Source organism: Kitasatospora sp. NPDC048662, from assembly GCF_055587065.1.
This window is the reverse complement of record NZ_JBVJHA010000008.1, coordinates 78,966-95,630: the sequence shown is the minus strand read 5'-3', so window position 1 is coordinate 95,630 and position 16,665 is coordinate 78,966. Positions and strand designations below refer to the sequence as shown.

Annotated in this window: 13 protein-coding genes; 7 read left to right on the top strand and 6 right to left on the bottom strand. The window is 72.5% G+C overall.

The window, feature by feature from the left end; genetic code table 11:
• Positions 1–6 precede the first annotated feature (6 nt).
• Positions 7–771 carry a TIGR04222 domain-containing membrane protein gene (locus tag ACZ6R9_RS22330; protein WP_465539863.1) on the top strand — a complete coding sequence of 255 codons (765 nt, stop codon included), beginning with the start codon at positions 7–9 and terminating at the stop codon, positions 769–771.
• Positions 772–827: 56 nt separating this feature from the next.
• On the opposite strand, the gene hemQ is transcribed toward ACZ6R9_RS22330, so the two are convergent.
• Positions 828–1,538, bottom strand: a complete 711-nt coding sequence (gene hemQ, locus ACZ6R9_RS22325; RefSeq protein ID WP_380485512.1) for a hydrogen peroxide-dependent heme synthase — start codon at positions 1,536–1,538, stop codon at positions 828–830.
• A 30-nt stretch (positions 1,539–1,568) separates the two neighbouring features.
• Entirely contained in the window at positions 1,569–2,939 is a 1,371-nt protein-coding gene (gene hemG / locus ACZ6R9_RS22320; protein ID WP_465539861.1) for a protoporphyrinogen oxidase, read from the bottom strand.
• 186 nt (positions 2,940–3,125) lie between these two features.
• Between hemG and ACZ6R9_RS22315 the strand changes: the two genes are divergently transcribed.
• Positions 3,126–4,091 (top strand): DUF4349 domain-containing protein, encoded by a 966-nt coding sequence (locus ACZ6R9_RS22315; protein WP_465539859.1) that lies wholly within the window; start codon positions 3,126–3,128, stop codon positions 4,089–4,091.
• A 179-nt stretch (positions 4,092–4,270) separates the two neighbouring features.
• Here the strand turns inward: ACZ6R9_RS22315 and hemE are convergent, their stop codons facing one another.
• Positions 4,271–5,359, bottom strand: coding sequence for a uroporphyrinogen decarboxylase (gene hemE / locus ACZ6R9_RS22310; RefSeq protein ID WP_380485518.1), 1,089 nt, complete (start codon positions 5,357–5,359; stop codon positions 4,271–4,273).
• A 166-nt stretch (positions 5,360–5,525) separates the two neighbouring features.
• Here hemE and ACZ6R9_RS22305 point away from each other — a divergent pair, with 166 nt between their 5' ends.
• From ACZ6R9_RS22305 to ACZ6R9_RS22285, 5 genes are all read left to right on the top strand, one after another.
• The gene (locus ACZ6R9_RS22305; protein WP_380485520.1) at positions 5,526–6,179 is read left to right on the top strand and encodes a DUF3000 domain-containing protein; all 654 of its coding nucleotides are present in this window, start codon (positions 5,526–5,528) and stop codon (positions 6,177–6,179) included.
• Between the two features lie 388 nt (positions 6,180–6,567).
• Positions 6,568–7,296: a LuxR C-terminal-related transcriptional regulator gene (locus ACZ6R9_RS22300; protein ID WP_465539856.1), complete on the top strand. Its 729-nt coding sequence runs from the start codon at positions 6,568–6,570 to the stop codon at positions 7,294–7,296.
• Positions 7,297–7,486: 190 nt separating this feature from the next.
• Positions 7,487–8,722 (top strand): HRDC domain-containing protein, encoded by a 1,236-nt coding sequence (locus ACZ6R9_RS22295; RefSeq protein WP_380485524.1) that lies wholly within the window; start codon positions 7,487–7,489, stop codon positions 8,720–8,722.
• 194 nt (positions 8,723–8,916) lie between these two features.
• Positions 8,917–10,134, top strand: a complete 1,218-nt coding sequence (locus ACZ6R9_RS22290) for a thiolase family protein (protein ID WP_380485526.1) — start codon at positions 8,917–8,919, stop codon at positions 10,132–10,134.
• A 2-nt stretch (positions 10,135–10,136) separates the two neighbouring features.
• Positions 10,137–12,263: a 3-hydroxyacyl-CoA dehydrogenase NAD-binding domain-containing protein gene (locus ACZ6R9_RS22285; RefSeq protein WP_465539854.1), complete on the top strand. Its 2,127-nt coding sequence runs from the start codon at positions 10,137–10,139 to the stop codon at positions 12,261–12,263.
• A gap of 278 nt (positions 12,264–12,541) precedes the next feature.
• On the opposite strand, the gene ACZ6R9_RS22280 is transcribed toward ACZ6R9_RS22285, so the two are convergent.
• The 3 genes from ACZ6R9_RS22280 to dxs all read right to left on the bottom strand — a co-directional run bounded on the left by ACZ6R9_RS22280 (position 12,542) and on the right by dxs (position 16,551).
• A complete protein-coding gene (locus tag ACZ6R9_RS22280; protein WP_465539852.1) occupies positions 12,542–12,994 on the bottom strand; it encodes a hypothetical protein in 453 nt (150 codons plus the stop codon).
• A 2-nt stretch (positions 12,995–12,996) separates the two neighbouring features.
• Entirely contained in the window at positions 12,997–14,514 is a 1,518-nt protein-coding gene (locus tag ACZ6R9_RS22275; RefSeq protein ID WP_465539850.1) for a glycosyltransferase family 39 protein, read from the bottom strand.
• 135 nt (positions 14,515–14,649) lie between these two features.
• Positions 14,650–16,551 (bottom strand): 1-deoxy-D-xylulose-5-phosphate synthase, encoded by a 1,902-nt coding sequence (gene dxs, locus ACZ6R9_RS22270; protein ID WP_465539848.1) that lies wholly within the window; start codon positions 16,549–16,551, stop codon positions 14,650–14,652.
• Positions 16,552–16,665 lie beyond the last annotated feature (114 nt).

The following is a 16,665-nucleotide window of genomic DNA, read 5'->3' as shown; positions in this document are numbered from 1 at the left end:
AACACCATGTGGGTGCTGCTGCTGATCCCGACCTGTGCCGCCGCGGTGCTGTCCTGTCTGCACTTGGTCCGGGTCGCCGCGATCGCCGATGCCCTCGCCGAGGACCTGCCGGCCGCCGACCGGGCCGCCGGGATCGGCCTGTACGAGACCGCGTATCTGGCGGGCGGCCCGGGCCGGGTGGTGGAGCTGGCGCTGGTCCGGATGGCCGGGCTGGGCCGGCTGCACCTCGCGCACACGGGGTGGACCACGGTGGTCGATCCGCAGGGCCGGGGCCGGCTGGAGCGGGCGCTGATCAGCGCGATCGGCCCCGAAGGCCAGTGCCGCACCGCCCAGTTGAAGGCGTCACTGGCCACCCACCCCACCGTCCGGGACATCGGCGACCGGTTGGCGCTGGCCGGGCTGGCCACGCCGGCGGTGGTCCGCGACCGGGCCCGGCGGGCGGTCCGGCAGGTGCGGTACACGCTGTTCGGAGCGGTCGCGATGCTGCTGCTCACGGTCGTCCTGACCGCCGACGGCCAGGCGGCCCGGACGGCGCTCGCCTGGTACGCCCTGCCGCTGGTGCTGACCGGCGGCACCCTGCTGATGGCCCGGGTCGACGTGCACGCCTACACCGCCTGGGCGGCCCCCGCCGGCCAGCGCCTGCTGCGCACCCTGCGCTGGCCGCACATCTGCCGCACCGGCGCCGCCGACGATCTGCTCACCGCGGTCGCGATCCGCGGCCCCGAGGCCGTCCAGGACCCGCGCCTGCGCGCGGCGCTGAGCCACCGCTAGCAAGAATGCCGACAGCCGCCACGGCGCCGGGGCGCGGTGGCGGCTGTCGGGGCAGGTCAGAACAGTCCGGCGACCAGGTCGCCGACCGACTTGCGGCGGCCGGTGAAGAACGGCACCTCCTCGCGCACGTGCAGGCGCGCGCGGGACGGGCGCAGGTCGCGCATCAGGTCGACGATGCGGTGGAGTTCGTCGGCCTCGAAGGCCAGCAGCCACTCGTAGTCGCCGAGCGCGAACGAGGCCACCGTGTTGGCGCGGACGTCCGGGTAGCCGCGGGCCATCTGGCCGTGCTCGGCCAGCATCGCCCGGCGCTCCGCGTCGGGGAGCAGGTACCACTCGTAGGAGCGGACGAAGGGGTAGACGCAGACGTACTCGCGGGGCCGCTCGTCGGCGAGGAACGCCGGGATGTGCGACTTGTTGAACTCGGCGGGGCGGTGCAGCGCCATGTTCGACCAGACCGGCTCCATGCGGCGGCCCAGCTCGGTGCGGCGGAAGCGGTTGTACGCCTCCTGCAGGTCGTCCGAGTTCTCGGCGTGCCACCAGATCATCAGGTCGGCGTCGGCGCGCAGACCGGACACGTCGTAGGTGCCGCGGATGGTGACGTCCTTGGCGGCGAGCTGCTCGAAGAGGGCGTCCACCTCGGCGACCAGGGCGGAGCGGTCCTCGGGAAGGCCGTCCTTGAGCTTGAACACCGACCACATGGTGTAGCGGATCACCTGGTTGAGGTCGCGGGCCTTCTTCTTCACGGGCTGCTCAGTGCTTTCGGTCATGAGCCCATTGTCCCTTCTGTGCGGGATGGTTCAGGTGGCGGGGTGGACGGCGTCGGCGGCCCGGCGGGCGCTCGCGACGACGGCGGGGATGCCGACGCCGTCGTAGGCGGCGCCGCAGACGGTGATCGCGCCGAGCGCGTCCAGCTGGGTGCGGATCCGCTCGACCCGGTCGAGGTGGCCGACCGGGTACTGCGGGAGGCCGTCGGTCCAGCGGGTGACGGCGTGGTCGTAGGGGGTGGCGTCCAGGCCGACGGCGGCGTGCAGGTCGGCCAGCGAGCGGGCGACCAGCTCGGCGTCGTCCAGCTGGAGCGCGGCGTCCTCGCGGTGCCGGCCGAACGAGGTGCGCAGCAGGAAGGTGTCGGGCGCGGAGCGCTCCAGCCAGCCCCACTTGTTGCTGGAGAAGGTGGACGCCTTGATGTTGCGGCGGTCCACCGGCGGCACCAGGAAGCCGCTGCCGGTGAGCGGGCTTTCGGCCAGGTCGGCCCGCCGGAAGGCCAGCGTGACCAGCGCCATCGAGGCGTACTCGACCTGCCGGAGCTCGGCCGAGGCGGCGGGCGCGTCGGCGGCGAGCAGCGCGGCGGCGTGCGGGGCGGGGACGGCCAGCACCACGGCGTCGGCGTGCAGTTGGCGTCCGGCGGTGGTGACCTGCCAGCCGTCGGGGGTGCGGCGCAGCGCCTCGACGGGGTGGCCGGTGAGCAGTTCGGCGCCGTGTTCGCGATCGTACGCGGCGATGGCTCCGGGGAAGGTGCCGAGGCCGCCGCGCAGGCCCTGGAAGACCGGGCCGGTGGCGGTGGCGCGGCCGGTGAGCTCGCGGACGGCCTCGGTCAGCGAGCCGTCGCGCCGGGCGAGCGGCAGCAGCTGCGGGACGGCGGCGCGGATCGAGATCTCGTCGGCGTGCCCGGCGTACACGCCGCCGAGCAGCGGTTCGACCAGGCGGTCGACGACCTCGCGGCCGAGCCGGGCGGCGATGTACGTGCCGATCGGGGCGTCGTCGCCGATCTCGGCGGGCTGCTCGTGCGCGGCCCGCTCCAACCCCTCGGTGGTGAGCACGCCGGAGGCCTTGAGCGCGTCCAGGTCGCCGGGCACGCCCATCAGTTGACCACCGGGCATCGGGCGCAGGCCCTCGCGGGTCCAGATCGACGCCTTGGCGGTGGTGGGCGGTTCCAGTTGCTCGCCGAGACCGACCTGCCGGGCCAGCTCGACGGCTTCGGGGCGGCGGGCCAGCATCGACTCCGCGCCGAGATCGACCCCGACGCCGCCGACCTCCCCGCCGAGCAGTTTGCCGCCGAAGCGGTCGGATGCCTCCAGCACGGTGACCCGCACCGGTCGGCTACTGAGGAAGGCGGCCGCGGCCAGGCCCGCGACGCCGCCACCGATCACCACGACGTGAGGTTTCGCCATGCCTCGAAGTCTTCCAGCCCTTATCCCGAATCCCGAACCGGCCCGCACACGGCGCCGAGACCGCAGTGACGCCGCAGCGTGATCATTCCGGTACCGCCGGTGCGGGTCCGGTTCGCGGGCCCGCGCGTCACAGTGCCGACGGGGCGGGCGAGCGGCCCGCCCGCTACCCGGGGAGGGGACGGACACATGGGAGTACGGGTGCGCGGCGCGGGGGCGGCCGGCGTCCTGGCGGCGGTGCTGCTGCTGGCCGGATGCAGCGCGAGCGGAAGCGGTTCGTCGTCCGGGGCCAAGGCGGCGGACCACGCAGCCGCGCCGGCGGTGGCCGAGGGCGGCAGGGCGGCGGACGCCGCAGCCGGGGCGGGCGGCTCGGCGGCCCCGTCCACCGGGGCGAACGGGCAGCCGATGAGCCGTCAGATCGCCTACCAGGCCCGGATGACCGTCCGGGTGAACACCCTGGAGGCGGCCCGGGACAAGGCCGTGGACCTGGTCGGACAGGCCGGCGGCTACGTGGCGGGCGAAAACCGGCGCGGCGCGGGCGACGGCGCCGAGGCGACGCTGACGCTGAAGGTGCCGTCGGAGTCCTACCAGAAGACCGTGGACGCGCTCGGCGGGCTGGGCCAGCGGCTCGCCCTGACCAGCCAGGCCGACGACCTGACCGACCGGATCGCCGACGTGGACAGCCGGGTCAAGTCGATGCGGGCCAGCGTGGACCGGGTCCGCGCCCTGCTGGCCGAGGCCAAGACGCTCTCCGAAGTGGTTTCCCTGGAAAGCGAGTTGACCCGCCGCGAGTCCGACCTGGAGGCACTGGAACGCCAGCAGCAGGAGCTCGCCTCCCGAACGTCGCTGTCCACCGTGACCCTGGACCTGCTGACGGACGCCCAGCGCCCCACCGGCGCCGTGCCCAAGCACAAGGACGGCTTCTGGGCCTCCGTCGGCAAGGCCCTCACCGGCGGCTGGCACGCCCTGCTCACCCTGCTGCACGGTCTCCTCGTCGCCCTGGCCGCCGGCGCCCCGTTCCTGCTGATCCTGGCCCCCGCCGCCTGGCTCCTCCGCCGCCACTACCGCACCCGCCCCCGCCGGGCGGCCCCCACCGCGTCGAAGAACCTGCCCGCACCCCCACAGCATCCCCCGACGCCCGACACCGAGGCCTGACCGCTCAACACAGCGGCACGCAATCACCACACAGCACCGCCGCCGCCGGTGTCGGAGGCGGCGGTGGCAAGCACATCGGCACCATCCTGCTGAAGCTCGGCCTGCCGCCCGCCGAGGGGCACTCACCGCCGGGCCTTGGCGGTCCTGGTGTTCCTCGGCGGCGGCGAGCGCGGCCGGAGTCAGCGAGCGCTGGCCTCGTGCACGAAGGCGACCAGGCGGGTCAGCGCGTCCGGGTCCATGGTCGGCATGACGCCGTGGCCGAGGTTGAAGATGTGGTGGCTGCCGCCGAGCGCCTGGGCGGCGTGCAGCACCTCGCGGGCCTTGGTCTCCACGACGTGCGTGGGGGCGTACAGCACGGCCGGGTCGAGGTTGCCCTGCAGGCCCTTACCGGGGCCGACCCGGTTGGCGGCCTCGTCCAGCGGGACCCGCCAGTCGACGCCGACGATGTCCGCACCGGCCTGGCCCATCAGGCCGAGCAGCTCGCCGGTGTTGACGCCGAAGTGGATCCGCGGCACCCCGTACGGCGCGACCGCGTCGAACACCTTGGCGCTGGCGGGCATCACCGAGCGGCGGTACTCGTCGGGGGCGAGCGCGCCCGCCCAGGAGTCGAACAGCTGGATCGCCGAGGCGCCCGCCTCGATCTGGATCTTCAGGAACGCCGAGGTGATCACCGCGAGCCGATCGACCAGCTCCGCCCACAGCTCGGGCTCGCCGTACATCATCGCCTTGGTGTTCTCGTACGACTTCGACGGGCCGCCCTCGACCAGGTAGCTGGCCAGCGTGAACGGGGCGCCGGCGAAGCCGATCAGCGGGGTGGCGCCGAGCTCGGCGACCAGCAGGCCGACCGCCTCGGTGATGTACGGCATGTCGTCCGGCTCCAGCGGGCGCAGCCGCTGCAGGTCTTCCTTGGTGCGGATCGGGTCGGCGATCACCGGGCCGACGCCGCCCTTGATCTCCACGTCGATGCCGACCGCCTTGAGCGGCACCACGATGTCGGAGAAGAAGATCGCGGCGTCCACCTTGTGCCGGCGCACCGGCTGCAAGGTGATCTCCTTGACCAGCTCGGGCCGCATGCAGGAGTCGAGCATCGAAATGCCCTCGCGCACCTTCAGGTACTCGGGCAGCGAGCGGCCGGCCTGCCGCATGAACCACACGGGGGTGTACGGCACCGGCTCGTTGCGTGCGGCGCGCAGGAAGACGGAGTCGTACGCGGCGCCGCGGGGCCGCTGACCGGACTGGGCTGCGGGGGTCTCACTCACGTCCCACATCCTCGCACGCGGGCGGTCCCGTCCCGGCCGTCCACCAGGCAAAACGGACACCTCGGACACCGGTGGTGCGGACAGTGGTCCCGGCCTGGCCGATTTCCGGAATTTCGGCACGCCGGAGGAACGAAAGTGCTCGGATTGCGGGCCCGCGCCACCTAGGCTTCCGGACATGGCAGCGGTCGGCGGGCAATCCGCACAGGGTGGAGGAACGGGCAGGGAGTCGGTGCCGATCGAGTTCCGCGAGGCGGTCGAGGCGCTGACCGGGGCGCGACTGCGTCCCGAGGTACGGCTGTCCCCGCAGCCCGCCCCCCGCCGGCTGGCCCCGTACACCTTCGCGCTGTCCGCCTCGGTCGAGGTGGACGGCGAGGAACTGGCCGACGGCACCCTGGTGCTGCTGCACGACCCCGCCTCACCGGAGGCCTGGAACGGCGACTTCCGGGTGGTCACCATGACCCGGGCCGAGCTGGAACCGGAGATGGCCGGTGACCCCTTGCTGTCCGAGGTCGGCTGGAGCTGGCTGCTGGACGCCCTCCAGGCGCACGGCGCCGGGTTCGAAGAGCCGAGCGGCACCGTGACCAGATGCCACTCGCAGTACTTCGGGGCGCTGGCCGAGCGCGGCGCCTCCACCGAGATCGAGCTGCGCGCGTCCTGGACGCCCGCCGACCGCCGCTTCGACCGGCACCTGGCCGCCTGGGCCGAGCTGCTGTGCGTGTGCGCCGGGCTGCCGCCCGCCCCGTCCACCCCGGCGCCGGCCGCCGACTCCGGCGGGCTCGGCGGCGTGGTGCCGATGCCGGCCCGCCGCCGGCCGCGCAACCCGCACTGACCGCCGTCCGGCCCGGCGCCGCCGTCGCGCCCGGGCTCGCACGGGTGTCCGCACCGCCCGCGCCGTAGACACCCCGGGGGGACAGTCGCACGTCCCGGTCCGGCGACCACCCGCAGGGCTGACGGAGTGCGACTTCGTGGACGCTCCCGGTCGGTTACCCGACCGTTCGTGATCACCGGGCGGCCGAAATCGATCGAATCCGTGCGATTTCCGGGCACGTCGTACCGCTCGCCCGCGCGATTTGTCCGTATTGTTACTCACCAGATCGTGATCACTTGCTAAAGCCGGTCACGGTTGTTGCCGAAGGTGTCAGTGACCCTTTCCAGACGCGGAACACTCCGACCGCCCCCTCGGGGTTCCGTCCGCCACTCCCCGCAGGAGGCCCCAGGTGTCGGTCCTTCTTGAGCACCCCGCAAACGTGGTCGCCTACCGTCCGACGAAGCCCACCGCCATGGTGGTCATCGCTGATCCCCGGGTCCGGAACACGGTGACCCGGCACCTATGGGCGCTCGGCGTCCGTGACGTCATCGAGGTCTCCTCGATCGCCGAGGCCCGGCCCCGGATCTCCAACCCGCGCGACATCTGCATCGCCGATGTCCACCTCCCCGACGGCTCCGGCCTGACCGTCCTCGCCGAGACCCGCGCCGCGGGCTGGCCCAACGGCCTGGCACTGTCCGCCGCCGACGACATCGGCGCGGTCCGCTCGGCACTGGCCGGCGGCGTCAAGGGCTACGTGGTCACCGGCACCCGCACCAGCATGCCGATGCCCGGCCGCCCCGGACTCCCGATCGGCGCCGGCCTGGCCGGCCGGATGCGCCGCCCCGGGATCCCCGGCCACCACCCCGGCATGCACGGTGCGCCCGGCCAGCCCGGCGCCGCCCCCGGCGCTCCCGGTGCGCCCGGCGCACAGCCCTCCGCCTACCGCGAGCTGTCCGGCCGCGAGGTCGAGGTGCTGCGGCTGGTCGCCGAAGGCCAGTCGAACAAGGCGATCGGCGTCGCGATGGGCCTGTCCGCGCTCACCGTGAAGAGCCACCTGGCCCGCATCGCCCGCAAGCTCGGCACCGGCGACCGGGCCGGAATGGTCGCCGTGGCGCTGCGGACCGGAATCATCCACTGATCCGCATCGTCCCTGGTGGCGGCCCGGAGGAACGTTTCCTCCGGGCCGTTTCCGTGACGTCCCCCGACGGCCCGTCACCTCGCCACCGCCTGCCCGTTCCGGCCCGCCGGTTACGAGCGGCCGAGGTCCGAACATGGTCCGACCAGTCGGACAACACTCCCGGCAGCGGGACACGACGTACCCTTGGGGGGTGACCGACGCCGTAGCCTCCATCCCAGAAGAGATCGCCCCGGTTCCGCTCCTCGAACCCCGGGACGGACTCCCACCGGTGGTGTCGGACCCAGCGGCACTCGCCGCCGTCATCGCGGCCTTCCGCACCGGCACCGGCCCCGTCGCCGTCGATGCCGAACGCGCCTCCGGTTACCGCTACGGCCAGCGCGCCTACCTGATCCAGCTGCGCCGCAAGGGCGCGGGCACCGCGCTGATCGACCCGATCGCCTGCCCCGACCTGTCCGCGCTGGACGAGGCCATCCACGACACCGAGTGGGTCGTGCACGCCGCCACCCAGGACCTGCCCTGCCTGTTCGACGTCGGCATGCACCCCGGCGTGCTGTTCGACACCGAACTCGCCGGCCGGCTCGCCGGCTTCCCCCGGGTCGGCCTCGGCCCGATGACCGAGAACGTCCTCGGCCTCTCGCTCGCCAAGGAGCACTCCGCGGTCGACTGGTCCACCCGCCCGCTGCCCGAGCCCTGGCTGCGCTACGCCGCGCTCGACGTCGAGGTGCTGGTCGACCTGCGCGACGCACTGGAGACCGAACTCGACCGGCAGGGCAAGCTCGACTGGGCCCACCAGGAGTTCGCCGCCCTCGCCGCCGCGCCCCGCCCCGCCCCCCGGGTGGACCCCTGGCGGCGCACCTCCCAGCTGCACAAGGTCCGCCGCCGCCGCCAGCTCGCCGTCGTCCGCGAGCTCTGGCTGACCCGCGACCGGATCGCCCGCGAACGCGACGTCTCCCCCGGCCGGGTGCTGGCCGACAGCGCGATCGTCAACGCGGCCCTCGCCATGCCGCTGAACGCGCCCGCGCTGATCGCCGTCCAGGGCTTCGGGCCCCGGGTCAACCGGCGCCAGCTCGAACAGTGGCTGGGTGCGATCGAACGTGCCCGCGCGATCCCGGAGAACGCGCTGCCCTCCGCGACGGCCCCGCACGACGGGCCGCCGCCGCCGCGCGCCTGGGCCGAGAAGGACCCGGTCGCGGCGGCCCGCCTCACCGGCGCGAGGGCTGCCGTCGCCGCGCTTGCGGAGCAGCACCACCTCCCCGCGGAGAACCTGATCACCCCCGACCTGGTCCGCCGCGTCTCCTGGGAGCCGCCGACCCGACCGGACGCGACGTCGATCGCCGACGCACTGCGGGCCCTGGGGGCCCGCGCCTGGCAGACGGAGCTGGTGGCGCCGGTGCTGGCGGAGGCGTTCAAGACGGCGAGCGAGTAGCAACGCAGGCGGGCGCGCACAGTTTTCGCGCCTTGGGTTCACGCCCGCTCGCGTTTCGTGCCCGCTCGCGGTGCGGTCTCGCTCACTCTTTCATCTCCTTGCCCACCGTTGTTACTCGTGGGTAGATTGGTCGCGTAGCAGCGCCGCTGGTTCGCGCGCTCGCCCAGCCATGTCCCCTTGGGAGGAGAGCCCCCGTGCCTCGTACCGCGAGGGACGTCGTCTTCGTCGACGGCGTCCGCACCCCGTTCGGCAAGGCCGGCCCGAAGGGCATGTACCACGAGACGCGGGCGGACGACCTGGTCGTCAAGTGCATCCGCGAGCTCGTGCGTCGCAACCCGAACCTGCCGGTCGAGCGGATCGACGAGGTCGCCGTCGCGGCGACCACTCAGATCGGTGACCAGGGTCTGACCATCGGCCGCACCGCCGCGCTGCTCTCGGGTCTGCCGAAGTCCGTTCCGGGCTACTCGATCGACCGGATGTGCGCGGGTGCGATGACGGCCGTCACCACCACCGCAGGCGGCATCGCGTTCGGCGCCTACGACGTGGTCGTGGCCGGCGGCGTGGAGCACATGGGCCGGCACCCGATGGGCGAGGGCGTGGACCCGAACCCGCGGTTCGTCTCGGAGAAGCTGGTCGACGAGTCCGCCCTGTTCATGGGTATGACGGCGGAGAACCTGCACGACCGCTTCCCGCACCTCACCAAGGAGCGCTGCGACGCGTACGCGGTGCGCTCGCAGGAGAAGGCGGCGAAGGCGTACGCCAACGGCGACATCCAGCCGGACCTGGTGCCGATCGCGATCCGCAACACCAACCCCGAGGTCGGCGAGACCGGTTGGGGCCTGGCGACCACGGACGAGCCGATGCGCCCGGGCACCACCATGGAGTCGCTGGCCGGCCTGAAGACCCCGTTCCGTCCGCACGGCAACATCACCGCGGGCAACGCGGCGGGCCTGAACGACGGCGCGACCGCCTCGCTGCTGGCCGCCGAGGACGTGGCCCGCGAGCTGGGCCTGCCGGTCAAGATGCGCCTGGTGAGCTACGCGTTCGCGGGCGTCGAGCCCGAGGTGATGGGCATCGGCCCCGTCCCGGCGACCGAGAAGGCGCTGGCCAAGGCCGGTCTGACCATCGAGGACATCGGCGCGTTCGAGGTCAACGAGGCGTTCGCCGTCCAGGTGCTGGCGTTCCTGGACCACTACGGCATCGCGGACGACGACGAGCGGGTCAACCCGTACGGCGGCGCGATCGCGTTCGGCCACCCGCTGGCCTCCTCCGGTGTGCGTCTGATGACGCAGCTGGCCCGCCGCTTCGAGCAGCGCCCGGACGTCCGCTACGGCCTGACCACCATGTGCATCGGCTTCGGCATGGGCGGAACCGTCATCTGGGAGAACCCGCACTTCGAGGGTGGTAAGTGACCATGAGCACCACTGAGATGCTGCAGCGCGCCGCCGAGCTGTTCCCCGGCGAGGTCGTCACCACCGCGCACGTGCGCCACCTGGACCTGCCGCTGCAGGCCGGCAAGCTGGCGCTGATCACCCTGGACAACGGCTTCGACCACACCAAGCCGACCACCTTCGGCCCGGGCTCGCTGGCGAAGCTGTCCGAGGCGCTGGACCAGGTCGAGGCCGAGGCCGCCGAGGGCAAGGTGGTCGCCGTCGCGATCACCGGCAAGCCGTTCATCTTCGCGGTCGGCGCCGACCTCAAGGGCGTCGAGGTGCTCAAGGAGCACGCGGACGCGCTGGCCATCGGCAAGGGCGGCCACGACGTCTTCAAGCGGATCGCCGCGCTGCCCGTCCCGTCCTTCGCGTTCTACAACGGCGCGGCGATGGGCGGCGGCGTCGAGGTCGGCCTGCACTGCTCCTACCGCACCGTCAGCGCGGGCGTCCCGGCGTTCTCGCTGCCCGAGGTGTTCCTCGGCCTGGTGCCCGGCTGGGGCGGCTGCACCCTGCTGCCGAACCTGATCGGCCCGGCCAAGGCCGTCAAGGTCATCGTCGAGAACTCGATGGCCCAGAACAAGCAGCTCAAGGGCAAGGAGGTGTTCGAGCTCGGCATCGCGGACGCGATCTTCGAGCCGGCCGACTTCCTGGAGCAGTCGCTGCTGTGGGCCGCGCGCGTCCTCAAGGGCGACGTGGTCGTCGAGCGCGAGGAGTTCGACCGCGGCAAGGCGTGGGACGACGCCGTGCTGTGGGGCCGCTGGGTCGCCGACGCCAAGGTGCACGGGGCCGCTCCGGCCGCGTACAAGGCGCTCGACATCATCCAGCAGGTCAAGGACGGCGACCTGCAGGCCGGCTTCGACGCCGAGGACGCCGCGCTGGCCGACCTGATCATGAGCGGTGAGCTGCGCTCCGGCCTGTACGCCTTCAACCTGGTGCAGCGCCGCGCGAAGAAGCCGTTCGGCGCGCCGGACAAGTCGCTGGCCCGCCCGGTCACCAAGGTCGGCGTGGTCGGCGCCGGTCTGATGGCCTCCCAGCTGGCGCTGCTGTTCGCGCGCCGCCTGGAGGTGCCGGTGGTACTCACCGACATCGACCAGGAGCGCATCGACAAGGGCGTGGGCTACGTCCACGGCGAGATCGACAAGCTGCTGGCGAAGGGCCGCATCGGCGGCGACAAGGCCAACAAGCTCAAGGGCCTGGTCTCCGGCCACCTCGACAAGGCCGTCGCGTTCGGCGACGCGGACTTCGTCATCGAGGCCGTGTTCGAGGAGATGGGCGTCAAGCAGAAGGTGTTCGCGGAGCTGGAGGCGGTGGTCTCGCCGACCACCATCCTGGCCACCAACACCTCCTCGCTGTCGGTCACCGAGATGGCCTCCAAGCTCCAGCACCCGGAGCGCGTGGTCGGCTTCCACTTCTTCAACCCGGTCGCGATCCTCCCACTGCTGGAGATCGTCCGGGCCGAGAAGACCGACGACGCCTCGCTGGCCACCGCGTTCGGGGTCGCCAAGAAGCTGAAGAAGACCGCGGTGCTCACCAAGGACGCCCCCGCGTTCGTGGTCAACCGCATCCTGACCCGCTTCATGGGCGAGATCCAGAACATCATCGACGAGGGCACCTCGTTCGAGACCGTCGAGGCCGCGGTGAAGCCGCTCGGCCTGCCGATGTCCCCGATCGCGCTGCTCGAACTGGTCGGCCCGGCCATCGCCCTGCACGTCTCCGAGACGCTGCACGGCGCGTTCCCGGAGCGGTTCACCGTCTCCGAGAACCTCGGCAAGGTCGTCAAGGCCGGCAAGCGCGGCTTCTACATCTGGCAGGACGGCGCCCAGGTCCTCGACCCCGAGGTCCTCGCCCTCCTCACCTTCGGCGACTCCGTCCTGACGGAGGACCAGGTCCGCGCCCGCGCCCTGGAAGCCGTCGCCCAGGAGATCGGCCTGATGCTCGACGAGGGCGTCGTCGGCGAGGCGCAGGACATCGACCTGTGCATGATCACCGGCGCCGGCTGGCCCTTCCACCTCGGCGGCATCACCCCGTACCTCGACCGCGAGGGCGTCTCCGAGCGCGTCAACGGCAAGAAGTTCCTGGCCCCCGGCCTGGCTTCGGTCCCCGCCTGACAAAGCGTTCCGTCAACGGGCGGGCAGCACTCCCCCTCGGGGGAGGGCTGCCCGCCCGTTGTCGTGCCACGGGGCTACCTTGGTCCGGGCCGACCCAGTCCTGCCGGTGGGGGTGCTGCCGTCGGTGCCGGAGGGGCTGGTGCACCAGCGGCGGACGGTGGGCGGGCTGCTGGGGCTGATCCCGGGGGCGGTGGAGTTGCCGGGGTGTCCGGAGCCGCCGCATCCGGCGTTCCGGCCGGAGGGGCTGGTGGCGGCGGTGGCGGGGTTCGCGGCGGGGGTCAGGCGTCCTTGAGCCAGGCCTCGGTGCGGCGGTGGCGGCCGAGGCCGAGGGCGTCGAACTCGTCGTGGTGGCCGTCGGCGTGGGCGCCGAGGTGGCGGAGGGCGAGGGAGATCGGGCTGTCGGTCGGTGCGGTGAGGGGGCCGAGGGTGAGGGCGCCGCGGGTCCAGACGGCGACGGACTGGTCTCCGGTGCCGCCCCAGATGTCGGCCTCGACGTACGCGACCGGGCCGGTGGCGGACCAGGTGGCGAGGGTGTGGTGGAAGCCGCCGGGGAGCTTCCGGAAGCCGGGGTGGGCGGGGGTGCCGTCCATCACCGCGTCGTGCAGGTCGTCGGTCATCGGCAGCAGGGCGAGGCCCTGGGCGAGCGGGACGACGTGGGCGTCGGGGAGGTCGGCGGTGGCGGCGCGCAGCAGGGGTTCGGCCGCGACGACCGCTTCGAGGGCGTACCCCACGACTAGCCCTTCTTCAGGCGGTAGATGACGGTGTCCCCGGTGACGCCGACGACCTCGTAGTGGGTGTCGAGCAGGGTGGCGATGCGCGGCACCATGTCGGGCTGGTAGGGGGAGGTGCCGGAGTCGTCGACGACGACCTCGGGGAAGCCGTTGGTGGAGATCTCGTCGTCGAAGGTCTGCCAGGCCTCGGCGACGGAGTACTGTTCGCCGACCTTGTCGCCGCCCTTGCCGCCGCTGAAGTTGGTGAGGAAGCCGGCGGTGAGGTAGCGGGTGACGGGGCGTCGGTCGGCGAGCCAGTAGAGCTCGGGGTGCATGCCCCAGATCAGGACGGTGTCCTTGGGGGTGGTCTGGGCGGCGATGGCGGTGGCGACCTCGGTGGTCTGGGTGAGGCGCTGGCCGGGCCACAGGACGGCGAGGCCGCAGAAGAAGCTGCTGGCGAGGGCGGAGTAGATCAGGACGGGCCGCCAGGAGATCGCGGAGGTGGCGACGGCGCCGACGCCGAGCAGGACCAGCGGGGGCATCAGCTGGAGGTAGTAGTGGCCGAAGAAGTGGAAGCCGACGGAGACGGCGATCACCGAGGAGGCCAGCCACATCCACAGGTCGACGGTGGAGCCGTGCTCGGGTCCGCGGGCGGGGACGGGTCGTCGGCGGTGGCGCAGCCACAGGCGGTGCGCGAAGGGCAGTAGGAAGGCCAGGCCGGCGCTCATCAGGATGGCGGAGTTGCCGAGTGCGCGGCCGATCATCTGGGGCCAGTTGGAGCCGAGGCCGGCGTAGTCGCCGGAGCCGGTGACGACCCAGAACAGGAAGCCCTTGGGTTTGGTGAGGATGACGGCGACCAGCGCTATCGGCAGCGCGAATCCGAAGCCGATCTTGGCGAGTGCGGGGGGCCAGCGGACGCCGCGGCGGCGGGTGTCCTGGAGGAGCATCCACAGCACGGGGAGCATGACGGCGCCGCCGGTCTGCTTGGTGAGCGAGCAGAGCGCGACCGCGATGCCGGCGGCCAGCCAGCGGCGGCGTTCGGCGTAGCGGAAGGCGGCCACCATGGCGGGCAGCATGAAGACTTCGAAGGTCGCGGCCTGGGTGTCCTCGGGTGAGAGCCCGATGGAGAGCAGGAGGTAGAGGATGCCGGCGCAGCGTCCGGCTTTGTCGCCCCAGCGGCCGCGGGCGAGCGAGGCGAGCAGGATGGCGGTGGTCAGGTGGGCGACGATCGCGAGGGTGCGCAGCGGCCAGAGCGAGGCGGATCCGAAGAGCGCGAAGCAGGCTTCGTAGAGCCAGGGCAGCAGCGGGGGTTTGCGGTCGACGACGGTGTCGTAGAGGACGCCGCCGTCGGCGAGCATCCGGGCCTGGGTGGCGAGGTAGCCCTCGTCGGGGCTCCACACCGGGCGCAGGAAGGACGGCAGGTGGGTCAGGGTGGCCAGCACGGCGAGCAGCGGGACCAGTCTGGTCCAGTACCCGGTGCGCAGGCGCTCTGGGAGGCGCTCGGCAAGGGCACGTCGGCTGCTCGTGAGGGTGTGGGACACGGGTGACAACCTACCGGGCGTGGACGGGCGTAGTCAGTGGCAGTCCACGAATGAGTGTGACCGTCCGACAATAAGCGCACCGCCACGGGGCCAAAAGGCGGTCCCGTGACGGTGCGCTGGGGGGATTCCGGGTGGTCAGCTCCGGGCGAAGGAGCGGGTGCTGACCAGTGCTTCGATCTTCTTGGCGAGGGCGGGGGCGGTGAGGCCGATCTCTTCCAGGATCTCGCCGCGCGAGGCGTGGTCGAGGAATTCCTGCGGGATGCCGAAGTCGCGCAGCGGCACGTCCACGTCGGCGTCGCGCAGCGCCTGCGCGATCGCGGAGCCGACGCCGCCGGCCCGGCCGTTGTCCTCGACGGTGACGACCAGGCGGTGCTGGGCGGCCAGGCCCGGCAGCGCGGCGTCGACCGGCTTGACCCAGCGCGGGTCGACCACGGTGCTGCTGATGCCCTGCGCGGCGAGGAGTTCGGCGGCCTCCAGGCAGATCGGGGCCATCGCGCCGATCGAGACGATCAGCACGTCGGCGACCTCGTCCGCGGTGTCGCCCTCGGGGCGGCGCAGCACGTCCATGCCGCCGACGGTGCCGACGGCGGGCACGGCGGGGCCGACGTTGCCCTTGGAGTAGCGGACCACGGTGGGGGCGTCGGCGACCTCGACGGCCTCGCGCAGCTGGAGCCGGACCTGCTCGGCGTCGCGCGGGGCGGCGAGGCGCAGGCCGGGGACGACCTGGAGGATCGACATGTCCCACATGCCGTTGTGGGAGGCGCCGTCGGTGCCGGTGACGCCGGCCCGGTCGAGCACGAAGGTGACGCCGAGCTTGTGCAGGGCGACGTCCATCAGGACCTGGTCGAAGGCCCGGTTCAGGAAGGTCGCGTAGACGGCGACCACCGGGTGCAGGCCGTTGGTGGCCAGGCCCGCGGCGCAGACGGCGGCGTGCTGCTCGGCGATGCCGACGTCGAAGATCCGCTCCGGGTAGGCCTTGGCGAACGGGGCCAGGCCGACGGGGTGCAGCATGGCGGCGGTGATGGCGACCAGGTCGCGGCGCTCGCGGCCGAGCGCGACCATCTCCTCGCCGAACACCGAGGTCCAGTCCTTGCCGGCGGTCTTGACCGGCAGGCCGGTGTCGGGGTGGATCACGCCGACCGCGTGGAAGCGGTCCTCGTCGTTGTTCTCGGCGGCGTGGTAACCGCGGCCCTTCTCGGTGATGCAGTGCACGATCACCGGGCCGCCGAAGTTGCGGGCCTTGGTGAACGCGGACTCCAGGGCCTGCAGGTCGTGGCCGTCGATCGGGCCGAGGTACTTCAGGCCGAGGTCCTCGAACATGCCCTGCGGGGCGATGAAGTCCTTCAGGCCCTTCTTGGCGCCGTGCAGGGTGTCGAACATCGCCTGGCCGACCACGGGGGTGCGCTGCAGCGCGTCCTTGCCCCAGGACAGGAAGCGCTCGTAGCCCTGGGTGGTGCGCAGGGTGGCGAGGTGGTTGGCGAGGCCGCCGATGGTCGGCGAGTAGGACCGCTCGTTGTCGTTGACGACGATGACGATCGGCAGGTCCTGGCTGTCGGCGATGTTGTTCAGCGCCTCCCAGGCCATGCCGCCGGTGAGCGCGCCGTCGCCGATCACGGCGACCACGGCGCGGTCCTTGTGGCCCTGGATCTTGTTGGCCTTGGCGAGACCGTCGGCGTAGCCGAGGACGGTGGAGGCGTGCGAGTTCTCGATCACGTCGTGCTCGGACTCGGCGCGCGAGGGGTAGCCGGACAGGCCGCCCTTCATCTTCAGCCGGGAGAAGTCCTGGCGGCCGGTCAGCAGCTTGTGGACGTAGCTCTGGTGGCCGGTGTCGAACAGGATCCGGTCACGCGGGGAGTCGAAGACCCGGTGCATGGCGAGGGTCAGTTCGACCACGCCGAGGTTGGGCCCGAGGTGGCCGCCGGTCTTGGAGACCTCCTCCACCAGGAAGGCGCGGATCTCCTCGGCGAGTGCCGACATCTGCGCGGGGGTGAGTCGATCGAGATCGCGCGGTCCCCGAATACGGGTCAGCAGGGCCACCCGTTCCTCCTCGTCCAAGTTCTCGCGCCCGCATGGGCCCGGAGGGCGTACGCCCCGCTTGAGTCTAATGTCCATTACCCGGCCGTAGTGCGGCGGGCAACCCCGTCGCTCGTT

Excerpts from the sequence above, each read along its gene's own strand:
- hemG (WP_465539861.1), bottom strand. The coding sequence starts at position 2,939 with ATGGCGAAACCTCACGTCGTGGTGATCGGTGGCGGCGTCGCGGGCCTG.
- hemE (WP_380485518.1), bottom strand. The coding sequence starts at position 5,359 with ATGTGGGACGTGAGTGAGACCCCCGCAGCCCAGTCCGGTCAGCGGCCC.
- hemQ (WP_380485512.1), bottom strand. The coding sequence starts at position 1,538 with ATGACCGAAAGCACTGAGCAGCCCGTGAAGAAGAAGGCCCGCGACCTC.
- ACZ6R9_RS22315 (WP_465539859.1), top strand. The coding sequence starts at position 3,126 with ATGGGAGTACGGGTGCGCGGCGCGGGGGCGGCCGGCGTCCTGGCGGCG.
- ACZ6R9_RS22330 (WP_465539863.1), top strand. The coding sequence starts at position 7 with ATGTGGGTGCTGCTGCTGATCCCGACCTGTGCCGCCGCGGTGCTGTCC.
- ACZ6R9_RS22285 (WP_465539854.1), top strand. The coding sequence starts at position 10,137 with ATGAGCACCACTGAGATGCTGCAGCGCGCCGCCGAGCTGTTCCCCGGC.
- ACZ6R9_RS22305 (WP_380485520.1), top strand. The coding sequence starts at position 5,526 with ATGGCAGCGGTCGGCGGGCAATCCGCACAGGGTGGAGGAACGGGCAGG.